This window comes from Mesorhizobium ciceri biovar biserrulae WSM1271 (assembly GCF_000185905.1).
Classification (GTDB): domain Bacteria; phylum Pseudomonadota; class Alphaproteobacteria; order Rhizobiales; family Rhizobiaceae; genus Mesorhizobium; species Mesorhizobium ciceri.
Genome location: NC_014923.1, coordinates 1,400,560 through 1,415,418 on the forward strand (window position 1 = coordinate 1,400,560; position 14,859 = coordinate 1,415,418).

Below are 14,859 nucleotides of genomic sequence, written 5' to 3' on the forward strand. Positions count from 1 at the left end.
GACAGACCCCGGGCGGGGACACTTGGCTGCGACGCAGCTCGTGAAATTCAAGAACAGGCGTTAGCCATGGATATCGTCAGACTCGCAATCAACAATGCCCGCCTGACCATTTCGGTCCTCGTCTTCCTTCTGCTCGCCGGCTGGGTCGCCTATCAGTCGACGCCGAAGGAAGCCGAGCCCGACGTTCCGATTCCGATGATGTATATCAGCCTGATCTATCAGGGCATTTCGCCTGAGGATTCGGAGCGCCTTCTGCTGCGGCCGATGGAAAGCAAGCTGAAGAGCCTGAAAGGCCTCAAGGAAATGCGCTCGGCCGCCTTCCAGGGCGGCGGCTATGTGCTGGTCGAGTTCCAGCCGCAGACAAATCTGGCGACGGCCTTGCAGGACACGCGCTCCAAGGTGCAGGACGGCAAGGCCGACCTGCCGCAGGCGGCCGAAGAGCCGGTCGTTACCGAAGTCAACATTTCCGAATTCCCCGTCCTCGTCGTCACCCTGTCGGGCGAATTGCCCGAACGCGTGCTGACCGCCGCCGCGCGCGAACTGCGCGACCGTATCGAGGAAGTGCCAGGCGTCCTGGAGGGCTCGTTGCAGGGTTCGCGCGACGATCTTGTCGAAGTCGTCATCGATCCGATGAAACTGTCGTCCTACGGGTTGCAACTCGATCAGCTGATCGGCGCTGTCGGGGCCTCCAACAGTCTGGTCGCCGCCGGCAATATCGAAGGCTCGGAAGGCAAATACGCCGTCAAGGTGCCGTCACTGATCGAGACGCCCGAGGACGTGGCGGCCTTGCCCGTGGTCGCCGGCCCCAATGCCGTGGTGCAGGCCAAGGACATCGCGACGATCCGCTCGACCTTCGCCGATGCCACGACGATCACGCGCCTCAATGGCAAGCCGGCCATCGCCATCGAAGTCAAGAAGCGCATCGGCGCCAATCTGATCGACACGCTCGCCAAGGTGAGGGAGGTGTCCGACGCCTACGTCAAGACGATGCCGCAAGGCATGAACGTCACCTACACGCAGGACAAGTCGGTCTTCGTCAACCAGTTGCTCGGCGATCTGCAGAACCACGTCATGATCGCCGTCATCCTGGTGTTCATCGTCATCCTCTACGCGCTGTCGGGTCGTGCCTCGCTGCTGATCGGCCTGGCCATTCCGTCGTCTTTCCTGATCGGCATCCTGCTGCTGGCGATGATGGGCTACACGATCAACATGATCGTGCTGTTCAGCCTGATCCTGGCTGTCGGCATGCTGGTCGACGATGCCATCATCGTCACCGAGTTCGCCGAACGGCGGATGAGCGAAGGCATGCCGAAGGCGGAAGCCTTCGCATTGGCCGCCAAGCGCATGGCCGGTCCGGTCATTGCCGCGACGATGACGCGCATAGCCGCCTTCTCGCCACTGCTGTTCTGGCCGGGCATCATCGGCGACTTCATGAAGTACATGCCGATCACCCTGATCGTCACGCTATCGGCCTCGATGCTCTATGCGCTGGTGTTCGCGCCGACGCTGGGGGCGATCTTCGCCAAGGCGCCGGAGCATCATGAGGATGATAATCGCGACGGCTGGTACATGGCGATCGTCAAGCAGGCGGTGCGGTTTCCGATTACGGTGGTTTTGCTGACGGTCGCTCTGCTGTTCGGCGTCGGCTTTGCCTATTCGAAATATGGCGCCGGTGTTGAATTCTTCCCCAGTGTCGAGCCCGACTACGGCCTGCTCTACGTGCACGCGCGCGGCAACCTTTCGCTGGCCGAAATGGATACGGCGACCAAGATTGCCGAAAACAGGATGCTCGGCTGGCCCGGCATCAAGTCGGTCTACACCCGCGTCGGCAAGACACAAGGCGGCGGCCAGGATGTCCCTGAAGACGTCGTCGGCGTCATCCAGTACGAATTCATAGATTGGCGCGAGCGCAAGTCGGCGAACCAGATCCTGAACGATTTGCGGGGCGTCATGGCCGGCATTCCCGGCGTCGATGTCGAGGTGCGCGTGCCGGAGGCCGGTCCGCCGACCGGCAAGCCGATCCAGATCAGGCTTTCGGCCGTCGACCCCAAGGGGCTCGACGACAAAGCGCGCGCGGTTGCGGCACGCATCGGCAAGGTGCCTGGCGTCATCGACATTTCCGACGGCCTCCCGCCCCCCGGCGTCGACTGGGCGCTCGAGGTCGACCGTGCCAAGGCAGCGCAATATGGCATCAGCCCAACCGCTGTCGGCACAGTGGTGCAACTGGTGACCAACGGGCTGAAGCTTTCGGAATACCGGCCTGCCGGCGCCGACGACGCCGTCGACATCAGGCTGCGTCTGCCGGAAGACCGGCGCACGCTGTCGACGCTCGACGAGCTCAGGGTGCAGACCTCGCAAGGCTCGGTGCCGATCTCGAATTTCGTCGTGCGCAAGCCGGAGCCGACGGTTGGTATCCTCAACCGTATCGACGGCGCGCGCACGGTGGTCGTCCAGGCAAACGTTGCCGCAGGCGCCCAGGTCGCGGCCGTGCAGGCGGAGGTCACCAAGGCCGTCTCCGAGATGGATCTCGGCAGCGGCATACGTTGGAAGCTGGCCGGCTCGAACGAAGACAGCGCCGAGGCCAGCGCCTTCCTTGGCAAGGCCTTCGGGGCGGCGATCTTCCTGATCTTCCTGGTGCTGCTGATGCAGTTCAACAAATTCACCAGCGTGCTGATGGTGCTGTCCTGCGTGGTCATGGCGACGGTTGGCGTGTTCCTGGGGCTGCTGATCACAGGCGAGACCTTCGGCATCGTCATGTCGGGCATTGGCGTCATCGCTCTGGCCGGCGTGGTGGTGAACAACAACATCGTGCTGATCGACACCTATGACCGGCTGCGCGAAGAAGGCTGGGACAAGATGGACGCGGTGCTGCAGACCTGCCGCGAGCGCGCCCGGCCGGTGGTGCTGACGGCGGTGTCGGCGATCCTCGGCGTGTTGCCGATCGCCTTCGGCCTTGGGCTGGAAATCTTCCATCACGAGACGACGATCAACGCGCCGTCGACGCAATGGTGGATTTCGCTGTCCTCGGCGATCGTCTTCGGCCTGTCCTTCGCCACCTTGCTGACGCTGGTGGTGACGCCGTCGATGCTGATGATTTTCACGCGCAGCAAGAACAGCCGCTTCTATGCGTTTTTCCGCCGGCTGTTCCGGCGCGGCAAGGGAACGGTTTCGCCGACCGACAGGCCTGGCCAGGAAGCAGGCGACGAACCGGAAATCGCCTTTCCGAAAGCCGCCGAATAGACCCCATCGCCGATTTGACCGGCAGAGGCCGCCCGGAACAACCGGGCGGCCTCTGCATTGTCTCTGAGCGAAACGTCGAAGCGAGGGCTTCTCATGCCGATCACCACCATCGTCATCATCGTCCTGATCCTTGTCCTCATCGGCGCGGTGCCGGCCTGGCCGCATTCGCGCTCCTGGGGTTATGGGCCGTCGGGTATTGTCGGCGTCGTGCTGGTGGTGCTCATGGTGTTGCTGTTGATGGGACGGCTCTGAGGCGCCCTCTCGTGGGAGATTGTTCAGTGTGCGGAGGGGCGGCGCCCGTGATCGCGGAAGTCAGGCAGCTTTCGCAACGCCATCCACGGTGGCAATGCCGATATCGCCAAGAGCTTCAGCAACCGCCTGATCCAACGGCGTGTGCGGGATCTCGCCGACGATGCCTTCCAGCCGTATCGAAGCCAGCTGATGCGGCTCGAAGCGCAGGTAGGACATGGAGACGATCTCGCGCCACATCGCCACGAACGGGCTGCCAGCGCGCAGCACCCACCAGGGCATCGAAGTCATCTTGAGCGGACGACCAATAGCCTTCTCGGCAGCGGCCTTGATCTGCAGATCGGTGACGGCGTGGCCCGGAAAGTTCAGCGCTTCATAGAAGCCGAGCTTGTCCAGATTGCGCGCCAGCGCGACGAAGCCCATAGCGAAGTCAGGCAGATAGGCCCATTCATGCACGAGGTCGACCGGGCCAGGCGCGGTGTAGATACCTTTGTTGATCTTGGCGGCGACGATCAGGTCGAACCATGATCCGCTGCCGGTGCCGCCGAAGAAATCGCCGGCCCGCAGAAGAATGGTGCGGACGCGGCCCGCGTCGGCCTCGCGACGAAACAATTCCTCCATGGCGCAGCGGATGCGGCCCTTTTGCGTGGTCGGGTGGAAGGGTGTGTCTTCCGATATCACCGCCGGCATCGGCGAGCCGTAATTGTAAACGGTGCCGGGGAAGAGATGCAGTGCGCCGTTCGCATGGCAGGCGGCCATGACATTCTGCGCCATCGGCAGGCATTTGCCCCAGTCGGTGTAGATCGGGTTGAGGCCGTTGAAGACGATATCGACACCTTGCGTGGCGCGGATGAGGGCCTCGCGGTCGAGAGCGTCACCGGCAACGGCCGTGGCGCCCTTGAGTTCGGCCGGCACCTTGCCGTTGCGGGTGACGGCGCGGACCTCGTAGCCCGCGTCGATGAAGGCCTTGGCGACCACGCGGCCGAGCCGGCCACCGGCACCGAGAATTGCGATCTTGGTCATTGGAAGCACTCCTGGTTGGGATTTAGGTGGTCGGTCGGGCGATCGAGATCAGCGGCAAGCGCGATCGGGATCAGCGGCTGCCGAAGAGATCGCGGTTGCTGCCCTGTGTGACCGGCTTCCGGATGGCCGCATCGGGGTTGTGAATCGAAGCGGTGGTCGTGTCGTCGGTGCTGGCGGCAGCCGGCTGGCTGGCGTCGTTCGAACCAAACTTGTCGCTGCCGGCAAAAGCGGCGCTGATGGAAGTGAGGATAGCGGCGGTGGTGAGAGCGATCTTGGTCATCTGAGTTCTCCTGGTTGGTGTTTGCAGTCCGTGTTGGTGTCTGCAGCTGGAATATGGTCGCTCCGAATGCGAATGGAAATTGACTACAGATGGCGTTCTGATATTCATAAATGAATGACAGAAATCGACTGGAACCTGATCAAGAGCTTTGTCACCGTGGCGGAATCCGGCAGCCTGTCGGCTGCCGCGCGGAAGCTTTCGGCCAGCCAGCCGACGCTTGGCCGTCACATCGGCGAGTTGGAACAGGCGCTGGGCGTCACGCTGTTCCGTCGAGGACGGCACGGCTACGAACTGACGGAGGCCGGCAGCACGCTGTTGGAACGCGGCAAGGCGGTCAGCGAGCAGGCAAGCGCCTTCTCACTCCTGGCACTGGGTTCGGTTGAGGCTATCGAAGGCACGGTGCGTATCGCCGCCAGCGAGGTCGTGGCGGCCTATGTCCTGCCTGAGATGACGATGCGGCTGGGGATCGAGGAGCCCGGCATCGAGGTCGAGATCGTCGCCTCCAATCAGGTCGAGAACCTGCTGCGTCGAGATGCCGACATCGCCATCCGCATGGTCAAGCCGGCGCAGAACGAGCTGATGGCACGCAAGGTCTGCGACATCGAGCTCTGCGCCTGCGCGGCCAAATCCTATCTCGACAGGCGCGGCCGTCCGCTGAAGCCTGCCGATCTTGTCGACCACGATCTGGTCGGCTTCGACCGCGGCGACGAGATCATCAGGGGTTTTACCCGGCACGGCATCCCCGTCACCCGGAGCAGCTTCCGCTTCAGGGCCGACAACCAGATCGTTTTGTGGGAAGCGGTGCGGGCGGGAAACGGCATTGGTCTTGGCCAGGAGCCGCTGGCCGACAGGGATCCTTTGATTGAGAAGGTGCTGCCTGACCTGCCGCTGCCAGTTCTGCCGGTGTGGCTGGCGATGCATCGCGACGTGCGTACCAGCGTGCGCATCCGCCGTGTGGTGGATTTCCTTCACGAGGAGCTGAAACGCTATTCGGCGGGTGCTGGCGCGAATTCGGCGCGGTGAGCGAGCCCGGCCATCAGCAACACGATGATCAGCAGTCCCGACATGGTGATGAAGATCGGGCCGAAGCTGGAATGCTCGGCAACGAAGCCGATCGCCGACGGCGCCACCAGTATGCCGCAGTATCCGATCGTTGTGACCACGCTCATGCCGGTGCCGGAAGACATGCCTTCCTGGTTGCCGCCGGCCGAAAAGATGATCGGCACCATATTGGCGATGCCGAAGCCGCAAAAGGCAAAGGCTGCAATGACGAGCCAGGGCGAGGGCGCCAGGCCAGCCACCAGCATGCCGACCGCGGCTACGAGGGCCGACGCGCGTAGCGTCGTCACCGCGCCGAAGCGATTGCGTATGCCGTCGCCGAAGAACCGCGTAACCGCCATGACGCCTGAAAATCCGGCGTAGGCGAGGCCGGCGACAGCGAGATCGGCGCCGAGCTCCTGGCGCAGATACAGGGCTGCCCAGTCGAGCACCGCGCCCTCGGAGATCATCGCCAGCAACGCCATCAGCCCGATCAGATAAACCAGCGGGTTTGCCGGCAGTGCGAATTTGTGGTGCTCGGCCGCCTGCGGTCTGTCTTCGGCGAGGAGATGGCGAACGGCCACCGCGATCACCGCGAAGGCAAACGCCGTTACTGCCGCCGCGTGGACGAGGTGGCCGTAATGCTGGATGGCAAAGCCGCCGAGGCCGCCACCGGCAAAACCGCCGAGACTCCAGAAGCCGTGCGAAGACGACATGACGGCGCGGGAGAGCCGCCGTTCGACCACCACGGCGTTGGCATTCATCGCAACGTCCATGCCACCGATCGAGCCGCCGAAGATGATCATGGCAACGGCCGCCAAGGGTACGTCGGGCGCCAGCGCCACGACCATGAGACCGAGGCTGCCGCACAGCGCGAACCAACGCAGTACGGTGCGCGAACCATGTCTGGAGATCAAATGGCCACACCAGGTCATCGCGACGACGGCGCCGACCCCAAACAAGAGAATCAGCAGACCGAGCGTGAACTTCGAAATCTCCAGCCGGGTCAGGAACACCGGAATCTGCGGCGCCCAGCTGCCCGTCAGGAAGCCGTTGGCGAGGAAAATGGCCGCGAGCGCCCATCGGCCGCGAATGGCAGTCAGCTTGGCAGTTGACGCGTTCATGAGGCGAATCCCGCAAGAAATGGCTTCGCGCGGCAAATTAGATCGATTCAATTTTCAGTCAAGGCTCTTTCGGGAAGCATTTTTTGAGCCAAACACAGCCTTGAGTGATCGCCGGCCTTAATGGTCCTTGGGGCGCCTTGCCTCGAATTCGGCCTTCTTGGCGTCGGAGGCCTCGGTCTGGTTGAGCGCCTGCCATTGCGCATAGGGCATGCCGTAGACGATCTCGCGCGACTGATCCTTGGTGAGATCGACGCCCTCGGCATTGGCTGCCTCGCGATACCAGTTCGACAGGCAGTTGCGGCAGAAGCCGGCGAGGTTCATCAGGTCGATGTTCTGCACGTCGTTGCGTTCGCGCAGATGCTCGACCAGCCGGCGGAAGGCGGCCGCCTCGAAATCGCGTTGCTGCTCGTCGCTGAGTTCGGTCATCGAAACCTCCGTCATAGCGGCCCGGTGCGCGAGCCGAACATCTTCACCACATGTATATCGGGACGGCGGTCGATGGCGTCAACGATCGGCGCCAGCCGTTCGGCCCAGGCGAGCGCGCCCTTCTGGTCCGATATCAAATCCTGTCGGATCTCGATCAGCGCATGGGCGAAGCCGTTGACGATGGCGTGCTTGTACATGGTGTCGCCGCGCAGCGCGCCGTCATAGGGTTCGTTGTCGCCGACGACGAGGTTCCTGTCCTGCGCCAGCATGTCTATCAACGGCCGCGCCACGCGGTCGTCGAGGTCCCACAGGATGCCGACGTGCCAAGGACGCTGGATTCCTTGCATGGCCGGGGTGAAGGAATGCACCGAGAAGATGAAGGGCGCCTGGGCGGAAGCCTGTGCGACCGAGGCGATCATGGCGTTGACGGCGTCGTGATAGGGCCGGTAGAACCCGTCGAGCCGCCTCTCGCGCTCCTCGGCAGCGATGGGGTAATTCCCAGGTACGACAGTGCCGTCATAAAGCTGGCGAATGAGCGTCGGGTCGTCTTCGCCGCGATTGGGATCGATCAGCAGCCGCGAAAAATTGGCGAGCACCGCTGGCACGCCGAGCAGGGCAGCCAGTTCGCGCGTCACGCCCTCGACGCCGATGTCATAGGCGATGTGGCGGTCGAACTCCGCTGAGGGCAGGCCGAGGCTGCCATAGTCGTCGGGCAGGTCGCGACGGGCATGATCGCCCAACAGCACGATGCCTCGCTTGCGGTCGCCCTCGATGATCTCGAAAGGCGCGAAAACTGTGGATCGGGTCATTGGCGGGAAATGGTCTGTTCGCTGGCTTCCGGGGAGGATGCTATCGTCATTCCACGAAGACGACGCTTGCGCAATGCCGTTGTTTGGCCAAGGTTTCCCGGGAAATCTGGCACAAGTCGGCGAATTGTGCGCCGGAGCCTTTCTAAATCGATTGGAATTGGACAAAACGGTGCGTTGACATGCGCCCGGACTTTTCCGAAAAGGGGCGCAGAGAGATGCTGATGTGGTTTTTGAGGGGTTTTCGGATGAGTTCCGCCGGCGGGCAGCGCATGCGCTCTGCCTTTGCCATGCCGCTCCTCACTCTTGCCATCGGCCTGTCGGCCATGGTCGTGGCTTCGCCGGCGCGTGCCGATTTCCGCGTCTGCAACGCCACGCAGAACCTGGTCGGTGTCGGCATCGGCTATCGCGCCAAGGCCGGCTGGATCACCGAAGGCTGGTGGCACATCGAGGGATCGAGCTGCAAGACGCTGATCGAAGGGCCGCTGTCATCAAGGTTTTACTATCTTTATGCAGAAGACGCCGAACGCGGTGGACGCTGGGACGGCCCGATCAACATGTGCGTGGCTGAAAAAGAGTTCAAGATCGCAGGCGTAACCGACTGCGTCGCCCGGGGCTTTCAGCGCGCCGGATTCCAGGAATATGACACGGGCGAACAGGCAAGCTGGATGGTCCAGCTGACCGATGAGTCCACAACGGGAGGCGCTCCAGCCACCCCGGGAACAAACAGTCAATGAGACGTAGCCGCAAGGTCAAGATCCTAGCCACCATCGGTCCTGCCTCCTCCTCGGAGGAGATGCTGAAGAAACTGTTCGAAGCGGGCGCCGATGTGTTCCGCATCAATATGAGCCATACCGACCATGAACTGATGCGCACGCTGGTCGGACGCATCCGCGCTGTCGAGGAAGCCGTTGGCAGGCCGATCGGCATCCTCGCCGATCTGCAAGGGCCAAAGCTGCGCGTCGGCAAGTTCGCCAACGGCAAGGAAGTGCTGACGCAAGGCCAGACCTTCACGCTCGACGACAATCCCGAGCCCGGCACTTCGACCAGGGTCTATCTGCCGCATCCGGAAATCCTGAGCTCGGTCGAAGCCGGCCATCGCCTGCTGATCGACGATGGCAAGCTCGAGCTGAAGGCGGTGAAGAGCGACGGCAAGTCGATCGTCTGCACCGTCGTCGCCGGCACCACGATTTCCGACAAGAAGGGCGTCAGCCTGCCTGACACCGACCTGCCGGTCGGCGCGTTGACCGAGAAGGACCGCAAGGACCTCGATGCCGTGCTGGCCACGGGTGTCGACTGGGTGGCGCTGTCCTTCGTGCAACGGCCGGAGGATCTGGCCGAAGCGCGCAAGATCGCACGCGGCCGGGCGCTGATCATGGCCAAGATCGAGAAGCCGCAGGCTGTCGCCCGGCTGGCCGAAATCATCGAACTGTCCGACGCGCTGATGGTCGCCCGCGGCGATCTCGGCGTCGAGATGCCGCTCGAGGCGGTGCCCGGTATCCAGAAGCAGATCACGCGCGCCGCACGCCGCGCCGGCAAGCCGGTGGTGGTTGCAACGCAGATGCTGGAATCGATGATCACGGCACCGGTGCCGACCCGCGCCGAGGTGTCCGATGTTTCGATCGCCGTCTTCGAAGGCGCCGATGCCATCATGCTGTCGGCGGAATCGGCGGCGGGTGCCTATCCCGTCGAGGCCGTGGCAATGATGAACCGTATCGCCACCAAGGTCGAGACCGATCCGACCTATGCCGGCATCATCAACGCCCAGCGCTCCGAGCCGGAAGCGACCGGCGCCGACGCCATTTCGCTGGCCGCGCGCGAGATCGCCGAAACGCTGAAGCTGTCGGCGATCATCACCTACACCGCATCAGGCACCACGGGCCTGCGCGCCGCCCGCGAGCGGCCGCAAGTGCCTGTTATCGCGCTGTCGCCGATCCTCAACACGGCGCGGCGGCTGTCGCTTTTGTGGGGCACGCATTGCGTTGTCTCGCCCGACGCCGTCGACCTCGACGACATGGTCAACCGCGCCTGCCGCATCGCCTTCGACGAAGGCTTCGGCAAGCCGGGCGACCGCGTCATCATCACCGCGGGCGTACCGCTGCGGACACCGGGTTCAACCAACATGCTGCGCATCGCCTATATCGGGTCGGACACACAAGTCAGCCGCTAGATTCCTAAAGCGTGTCGGCTCTGAACGGTTCGGGCGACCCGCTTTAGGTCGGCGCGAGTTCGGCCTGCGGTACCTTGATATCGGCGCATCTGCCGGCGCCGTAGGCGTCGCCGGCGATGCGCGCCTCCACGGTCCTGGCCATCGCCTGCAGGTCTATATTCTTGCCGGCGACCTTCTCGATGGCGCCGACGGTCAGGTCGGGCGCGATCCAGTCTGGCTTGTGACCGAGATTGTGCACCCAGACGAGTTCGGCACCGGCTATGTCGCGCGCCAGACCGACCGAATGGATATGTGCATAGACCACCTTGTCGCGATCGCCTGAAATGACCACGGTTGGCGCCTTGATCTCGTTGTAGCGCGGTGCGGCGTCGAGGGCATAGCGATAGAGCCCGGCGACATCGGTGGCGTTGGCGCGAAAGGCTTTTGGTCGCAGCACCAGCGGGATAGAGGCCATTCCCAGATAATTGTCCGGCACCTTGTTGGGCGAGAAAACGCAGGTGGTGGCGTCGGCCATCTGCAGTGTACCGGCCGGATAGGTCAGCGTTTCGGAAAACAGCCAGCCGAGCACGGGAATGGTGGTCAGATCGTAGTACCAGGCGGTTGCGCCGCCCGGCCATGGATGGGTCGCCGGTGCGAGGAAGACCAGTCCAAGTGTCTTGTCTGGATGCTCGCGGCCAAAGGCCGATGTCACCACGCCGCCGAAGGAATGGCCGACGATGACAGCCTTCCTGATGCCGAGATGGTCCATCAGTGCGGCAATGGTGTTGGCCTGCGCCGACGGGTTCTCGTTATGGGTGCCGCGACCCGACCAGCCGTGGCCTGGCCGGTCGAAGAACAGCATTTCGGCGCGGCCTTCGAGCAAGGGACGCAGCGGCAGCATCTGGTCCCTGAGATTGGCGCTGGCGCCGTGAATGAAGACGATCGGCGGCAGCTCGGCGTTGGCGGGTGCCGGAACATGGACATAGTGGATGCGGGCGCCGTCGATGTCGGCGAACTCGCCGAGCGGCGGATCGCGGCGCTCGATCAGCCATGAGCCGACGCGGGTGACGCCGACAAAGCCGAAGACAAGCGCCATCAGGAAGGCAAGGGCGGCGTAGATCAGGTTCATGGGGGAAGATACGGAGGTGGAGGGGGGTAAGTTGTAGGGGAGTAGGGGAGTAGGGGAGTAGGGGAGTAGGGGAGTAGGGGAGTAGGGGAGTAGGGGAGTAGGGGAGTAGGGGAGTAGGGGAGTAGGGGAGTAGGGGAGTAGGGGAGTAGGGGAGTAGGGGAGTAGGGGAGTAGGGTGTGTGTTCCGCAGGTGCGATCTGCCCCTACGGTCTTACTGCCCTATTCCCTTACTCCCCTAGAGCAATCAGATGCCTTCACCGGCAAGTTCCTCCGAAATCGTGCCGACCTGGTCCTGGGCGCTGCGCATCATCGGATAGATGGCCAGGACCTTTTGCCAGGCCTCGAGCGCCGATTGCTTGTGGCCGGTCAGCGCCATGATCTGCGCCAGGCCGGACAGCGCACCGAAATGGCGCGGCTCGAGCTGCAGCGTATGGTCGATGTCGGACATCGACTTGCCGTAGTTCTTCATCATGAAATGGACGGTGGCACGTCGGTTCCAGCCTTCGGCATAAGTAGGCTGCAAAGTCACCACCTGGTCGAGGAAATCGAGCGCGACGTCGAACTTCTGGCCCTCGACGGCTTTTTGCGACCATTGCATCATCAGGTCGATCGAGGCGCTGCCGGATTGCGACCACTCGCTCCAGATGTTGCCGGCGATGCGCTCCGCCGCCTTTTCGTTGCGTTCGCGTTTCAAGTCGCTGAACAGCTGATCGAGGCGGGCTTGTTTCGTCGTTGGGGCGGGCGGCGCATCCTGAGTGGACGGCGGCGCGACAGCACCATCCGCCCATGCCGGGCCATAAATGACGCCGGAAACAAGCAGAGATGTCAAAAATGCAAAAAGAATCCGCATCGCCGGACTCTAGTCCCGGGCGAGAGAACGTCAAACTGAATTTGGCGTGAAAAGGCCGGCAGACGGCGACAAGCATCAAATGGGCGGAGGCAACAGCCTCCTGCCCGAAAACTCAGCCCTGACGTGCCTTGTAGCGCGGGGCGGTCTTGTTGATGATGTAGATGCGGCCCTTGCGGCGAACCAGCTGGTTGTCGCGGTGACGCGCCTTCAGCGCCTTGAGCGAATTCTTGATCTTCATGGTCTTGCCTGTCGGTGTGGACCCGGTTGGGTCGAAATTTTAAGGCGCGCCAGAAGACGCGCCTTTGAACTGTGGGTGGCTCATAAACGAGGAGCCTTGTCCCTGTCAACCGCAAGCGTGCTCCATAGCGGCTGTGAATCATCCCTGTCATCAATTATCCGCCATGTCGGCCTTGCGGCATTGCGCGGCCCTGGGCCGGCTGGGATGATGCGGTCGCCGTGAAATGATTTGGAGACGACTATGCGCCGGATGTTCCTGGCCGCCTGCCTTGTCCTGCTGGCGGCAGCTTCGGTTGCGCGCGCGCAGGAATGCGACCGCAGCGACGACAGCCAGCAAATGATGAACATCTGTGCCGGCGAGGACTACCAGGCGGCCGACGCCAGGCTCAACACGGCCTATCAGAACCTCATCAGCTCGGACGATGCCAACGGCAAGAGATTGCTGCAGGTGGCGCAACGCGCCTGGATCACTTTTCGCGATGCCGAGTGCGCGCATTCCACCGCCGCCAGCGAAGGCGGGTCGATCCATTCGATGGAAGTTTCGCAATGCCTGACCAGATTGACCAATGACCGCGTCAAGCAGCTTGCTGCCGCGGCCAATTGCGAGGAAGGCGATGGGAGTTGCGCCAATACAGGGCAGGACGAGAGCGACGACGCGCAGTAGGCAACCTTATGAGGCGCGACGTCTGATCCGAGTGAAATGACCCATCTTGCGGCCGGGCCGCGCTTCGGCCTTGCCGTAGAGATGCAGCATCAGATCGGGCTCGGCGAGAAGCTCCGGGACGCGTATCACATCGTCGCCGATCAGGTTTTCCATCACGCAGTCGGAATGGCGGTCCGGGCCGCCGAGCGGCAGGCCGGCGATGGCGCGGATATGCTGCTCGAACTGCGAAACGACACAGGCGGCTTCCGTCCAATGGCCGGAATTGTGCACGCGCGGCGCGATCTCGTTGGCCAGCAGCGAGCCATCGGCCAGCACGAAGAACTCGACGCCGATGACACCGACATAGTCGAGCGCCGCAAGGATCTTCGATGCGGCCGTTCGGGCTGCTTGCGCCGTCTCCGGCATAATGGCGGCCGGCAAGGTCGATGTGTGGAGAATGCCGTTGCGATGGATATTCTCGGCTGGATCGTAGGCGACAACCGCACCGTCCAGCCCACGCGCCGCGATCACCGATATCTCGCGCTCGAACGGCACGAAGGACTCCAGAATCAGCGGCACATTGCCCATCGCCTCGCATGTGCCGGCAAAACCGCCGGCTTCCATGTTGCGGAAGACGCGCTGGCCCTTGCCGTCATATCCCATGCGCCGGGTCTTCAGGATGCCGCTGCCGTCGAATGCTCTCAGCGCCGCCGCCAGCTCGTCATCATTGTCGACGGCGTGGAAATCGGCGGTGGCAATGCCGATGCCGTTGAGGAATGTTTTTTCGTCCACCCGGTCCTGCGCCACTTCCAGCGCACGCGCCGGCGGATAGACCGGAACCTTGGCCGCCAGCGCGCTGGCCGCCGCGACCGGGACGTTCTCGAACTCGTAGGTGATGACGGAACTCGACGCTGCCAGTTCGGCAAGGGCGGCCGGGTCGTCATAGGCGGCTGTTATCTGCCGGTTGGCGACCTGTGCGGCCGGGCAATCCGCTTGCGGCTCCAGCACCACGGTGCGGTAGCCGAGGCGGGCGGCAGCAACAGCCAGCATGCGGCCGAGCTGGCCGCCGCCAATGATACCGATGGTCGATCCGGCGGGCAGGCTCACGGCGTATCCGTCGGTTCAGCCGCGACCTTGGCAGTCTGCGCGGCGCGCCAGGCATCCAGACGGACGGCAAGGCTGTCATCGTTCAGGGCCAGCACGGCGGCGGCCAAAAGGGCTGCGTTGGCGGCTCCAGCCTTGCCTATGGCCAGCGTTCCAACGGGAATGCCGGCTGGCATCTGGACGATGGACAGCAGCGAATCCTGCCCGGAAAGCGCTTTCGATTCCACCGGCACGCCGAACACCGGCAATGGCGTCATCGCCGCCGTCATGCCGGGCAGGTGTGCTGCACCGCCGGCGCCGGCGATGATCACCTGGTAACCGGCCGCCTTGGCGCCCTTGGCGAAATCATAGAGCCGGTCCGGTGTGCGGTGCGCGGAGATGATGAGCCGCTTGTGCGGGATGCCAAGTGCTTCCAGCGTTTCGGCGGCATGGCGCATCGTCGACCAGTCGGACTGGCTGCCCATGATGATGGCGACGTCGGCGCGTTGATCGTCCAAGTCCGTGTTCCCCGGCGACAAAGGCGCGCCTTAGCGGAATTCGCGCGAGGCCGCAAGGATAGGCG

At 63.4% G+C, this 14,859-nt stretch carries 16 protein-coding genes; 6 read left to right on the forward strand and 10 right to left on the reverse strand.

What is annotated here, in order from left to right:
- The first annotated feature begins 66 nt into the window (after window positions 1-66).
- Together MESCI_RS06685 and MESCI_RS06690 are read left to right on the forward strand one after the other, a co-directional pair.
- A complete protein-coding gene (locus tag MESCI_RS06685) occupies window positions 67-3,240 on the forward strand; it encodes an efflux RND transporter permease subunit (protein WP_013529195.1) in 3,174 nt (1,057 codons plus the stop codon).
- Window positions 3,241-3,333: 93 nt separating this feature from the next.
- The gene (locus tag MESCI_RS06690; protein ID WP_013529196.1) at window positions 3,334-3,492 is read left to right on the forward strand and encodes a DUF3309 family protein; all 159 of its coding nucleotides are present in this window, start codon (window positions 3,334-3,336) and stop codon (window positions 3,490-3,492) included.
- Between the two features lie 60 nt (window positions 3,493-3,552).
- On the opposite strand, the gene MESCI_RS06695 is transcribed toward MESCI_RS06690, so the two are convergent.
- Window positions 3,553-4,512 carry an SDR family oxidoreductase gene (locus MESCI_RS06695; RefSeq protein ID WP_013529197.1) on the reverse strand — a complete coding sequence of 320 codons (960 nt, stop codon included), beginning with the start codon at window positions 4,510-4,512 and terminating at the stop codon, window positions 3,553-3,555.
- Window positions 4,513-4,582: 70 nt separating this feature from the next.
- On the reverse strand, window positions 4,583-4,792 hold the full coding sequence (locus MESCI_RS06700) for a DUF680 domain-containing protein (protein ID WP_013529198.1): 210 nt from the start codon (window positions 4,790-4,792) through the stop codon (window positions 4,583-4,585).
- Between the two features lie 114 nt (window positions 4,793-4,906).
- Here MESCI_RS06700 and MESCI_RS06705 point away from each other — a divergent pair, with 114 nt between their 5' ends.
- On the forward strand, window positions 4,907-5,815 hold the full coding sequence (locus MESCI_RS06705; protein WP_013529199.1) for a LysR family transcriptional regulator: 909 nt from the start codon (window positions 4,907-4,909) through the stop codon (window positions 5,813-5,815).
- Here the strand turns inward: MESCI_RS06705 and MESCI_RS06710 are convergent.
- The 3 genes from MESCI_RS06710 to MESCI_RS06720 all read right to left on the reverse strand — a co-directional run bounded on the left by MESCI_RS06710 (window position 5,779) and on the right by MESCI_RS06720 (window position 8,189).
- A complete protein-coding gene (locus tag MESCI_RS06710; protein ID WP_013529200.1) occupies window positions 5,779-6,954 on the reverse strand; it encodes an MFS transporter in 1,176 nt (391 codons plus the stop codon). The two genes, MESCI_RS06705 and MESCI_RS06710, sit on opposite strands and share 37 nt — an antisense overlap.
- 117 nt (window positions 6,955-7,071) lie before the next feature.
- Window positions 7,072-7,380, reverse strand: a complete 309-nt coding sequence (locus MESCI_RS06715) for a DUF1244 domain-containing protein (RefSeq protein ID WP_013529201.1) — start codon at window positions 7,378-7,380, stop codon at window positions 7,072-7,074.
- 11 nt (window positions 7,381-7,391) lie between these two features.
- Window positions 7,392-8,189, reverse strand: coding sequence for an N-formylglutamate amidohydrolase (locus MESCI_RS06720; RefSeq protein WP_013529202.1), 798 nt, complete (start codon window positions 8,187-8,189; stop codon window positions 7,392-7,394).
- Between the two features lie 245 nt (window positions 8,190-8,434).
- Here MESCI_RS06720 and MESCI_RS06725 point away from each other — a divergent pair, with 245 nt between their 5' ends.
- On the forward strand, window positions 8,435-8,923 hold the full coding sequence (locus MESCI_RS06725) for a DUF1036 domain-containing protein (RefSeq protein WP_013529203.1): 489 nt from the start codon (window positions 8,435-8,437) through the stop codon (window positions 8,921-8,923).
- Window positions 8,920-10,356 carry a pyruvate kinase gene (gene pyk / locus MESCI_RS06730; RefSeq protein ID WP_013529204.1) on the forward strand — a complete coding sequence of 479 codons (1,437 nt, stop codon included), beginning with the start codon at window positions 8,920-8,922 and terminating at the stop codon, window positions 10,354-10,356. The genes MESCI_RS06725 and pyk overlap by 4 nt, the downstream gene beginning before the upstream one ends.
- Before the next feature lie 43 nt (window positions 10,357-10,399).
- Here pyk and MESCI_RS06735 read toward each other — a convergent pair whose 3' ends face one another.
- The 3 genes from MESCI_RS06735 to ykgO all read right to left on the reverse strand — a co-directional run bounded on the left by MESCI_RS06735 (window position 10,400) and on the right by ykgO (window position 12,551).
- On the reverse strand, window positions 10,400-11,464 hold the full coding sequence (locus tag MESCI_RS06735) for an alpha/beta fold hydrolase (RefSeq protein WP_013529205.1): 1,065 nt from the start codon (window positions 11,462-11,464) through the stop codon (window positions 10,400-10,402).
- Window positions 11,465-11,707: 243 nt separating this feature from the next.
- Window positions 11,708-12,313 carry a tetratricopeptide repeat protein gene (locus MESCI_RS06740; RefSeq protein WP_013529206.1) on the reverse strand — a complete coding sequence of 202 codons (606 nt, stop codon included), beginning with the start codon at window positions 12,311-12,313 and terminating at the stop codon, window positions 11,708-11,710.
- Between the two features lie 112 nt (window positions 12,314-12,425).
- A complete protein-coding gene (gene ykgO / locus MESCI_RS06745) occupies window positions 12,426-12,551 on the reverse strand; it encodes a type B 50S ribosomal protein L36 (protein WP_006203764.1) in 126 nt (41 codons plus the stop codon).
- Between the two features lie 240 nt (window positions 12,552-12,791).
- On the opposite strand from ykgO, the gene MESCI_RS06750 reads away from it, so the two are divergent.
- Window positions 12,792-13,214, forward strand: a complete 423-nt coding sequence (locus MESCI_RS06750) for a lysozyme inhibitor LprI family protein (RefSeq protein WP_013529207.1) — start codon at window positions 12,792-12,794, stop codon at window positions 13,212-13,214.
- A gap of 6 nt (window positions 13,215-13,220) precedes the next feature.
- On the opposite strand, the gene MESCI_RS06755 is transcribed toward MESCI_RS06750, so the two are convergent.
- Entirely contained in the window at window positions 13,221-14,300 is a 1,080-nt protein-coding gene (locus MESCI_RS06755; RefSeq protein WP_013529208.1) for a 5-(carboxyamino)imidazole ribonucleotide synthase, read from the reverse strand.
- Window positions 14,297-14,794: a 5-(carboxyamino)imidazole ribonucleotide mutase gene (gene purE, locus MESCI_RS06760; RefSeq protein ID WP_013529209.1), complete on the reverse strand. Its 498-nt coding sequence runs from the start codon at window positions 14,792-14,794 to the stop codon at window positions 14,297-14,299. The genes MESCI_RS06755 and purE overlap by 4 nt, the downstream gene beginning before the upstream one ends.
- Window positions 14,795-14,859 lie beyond the last annotated feature (65 nt).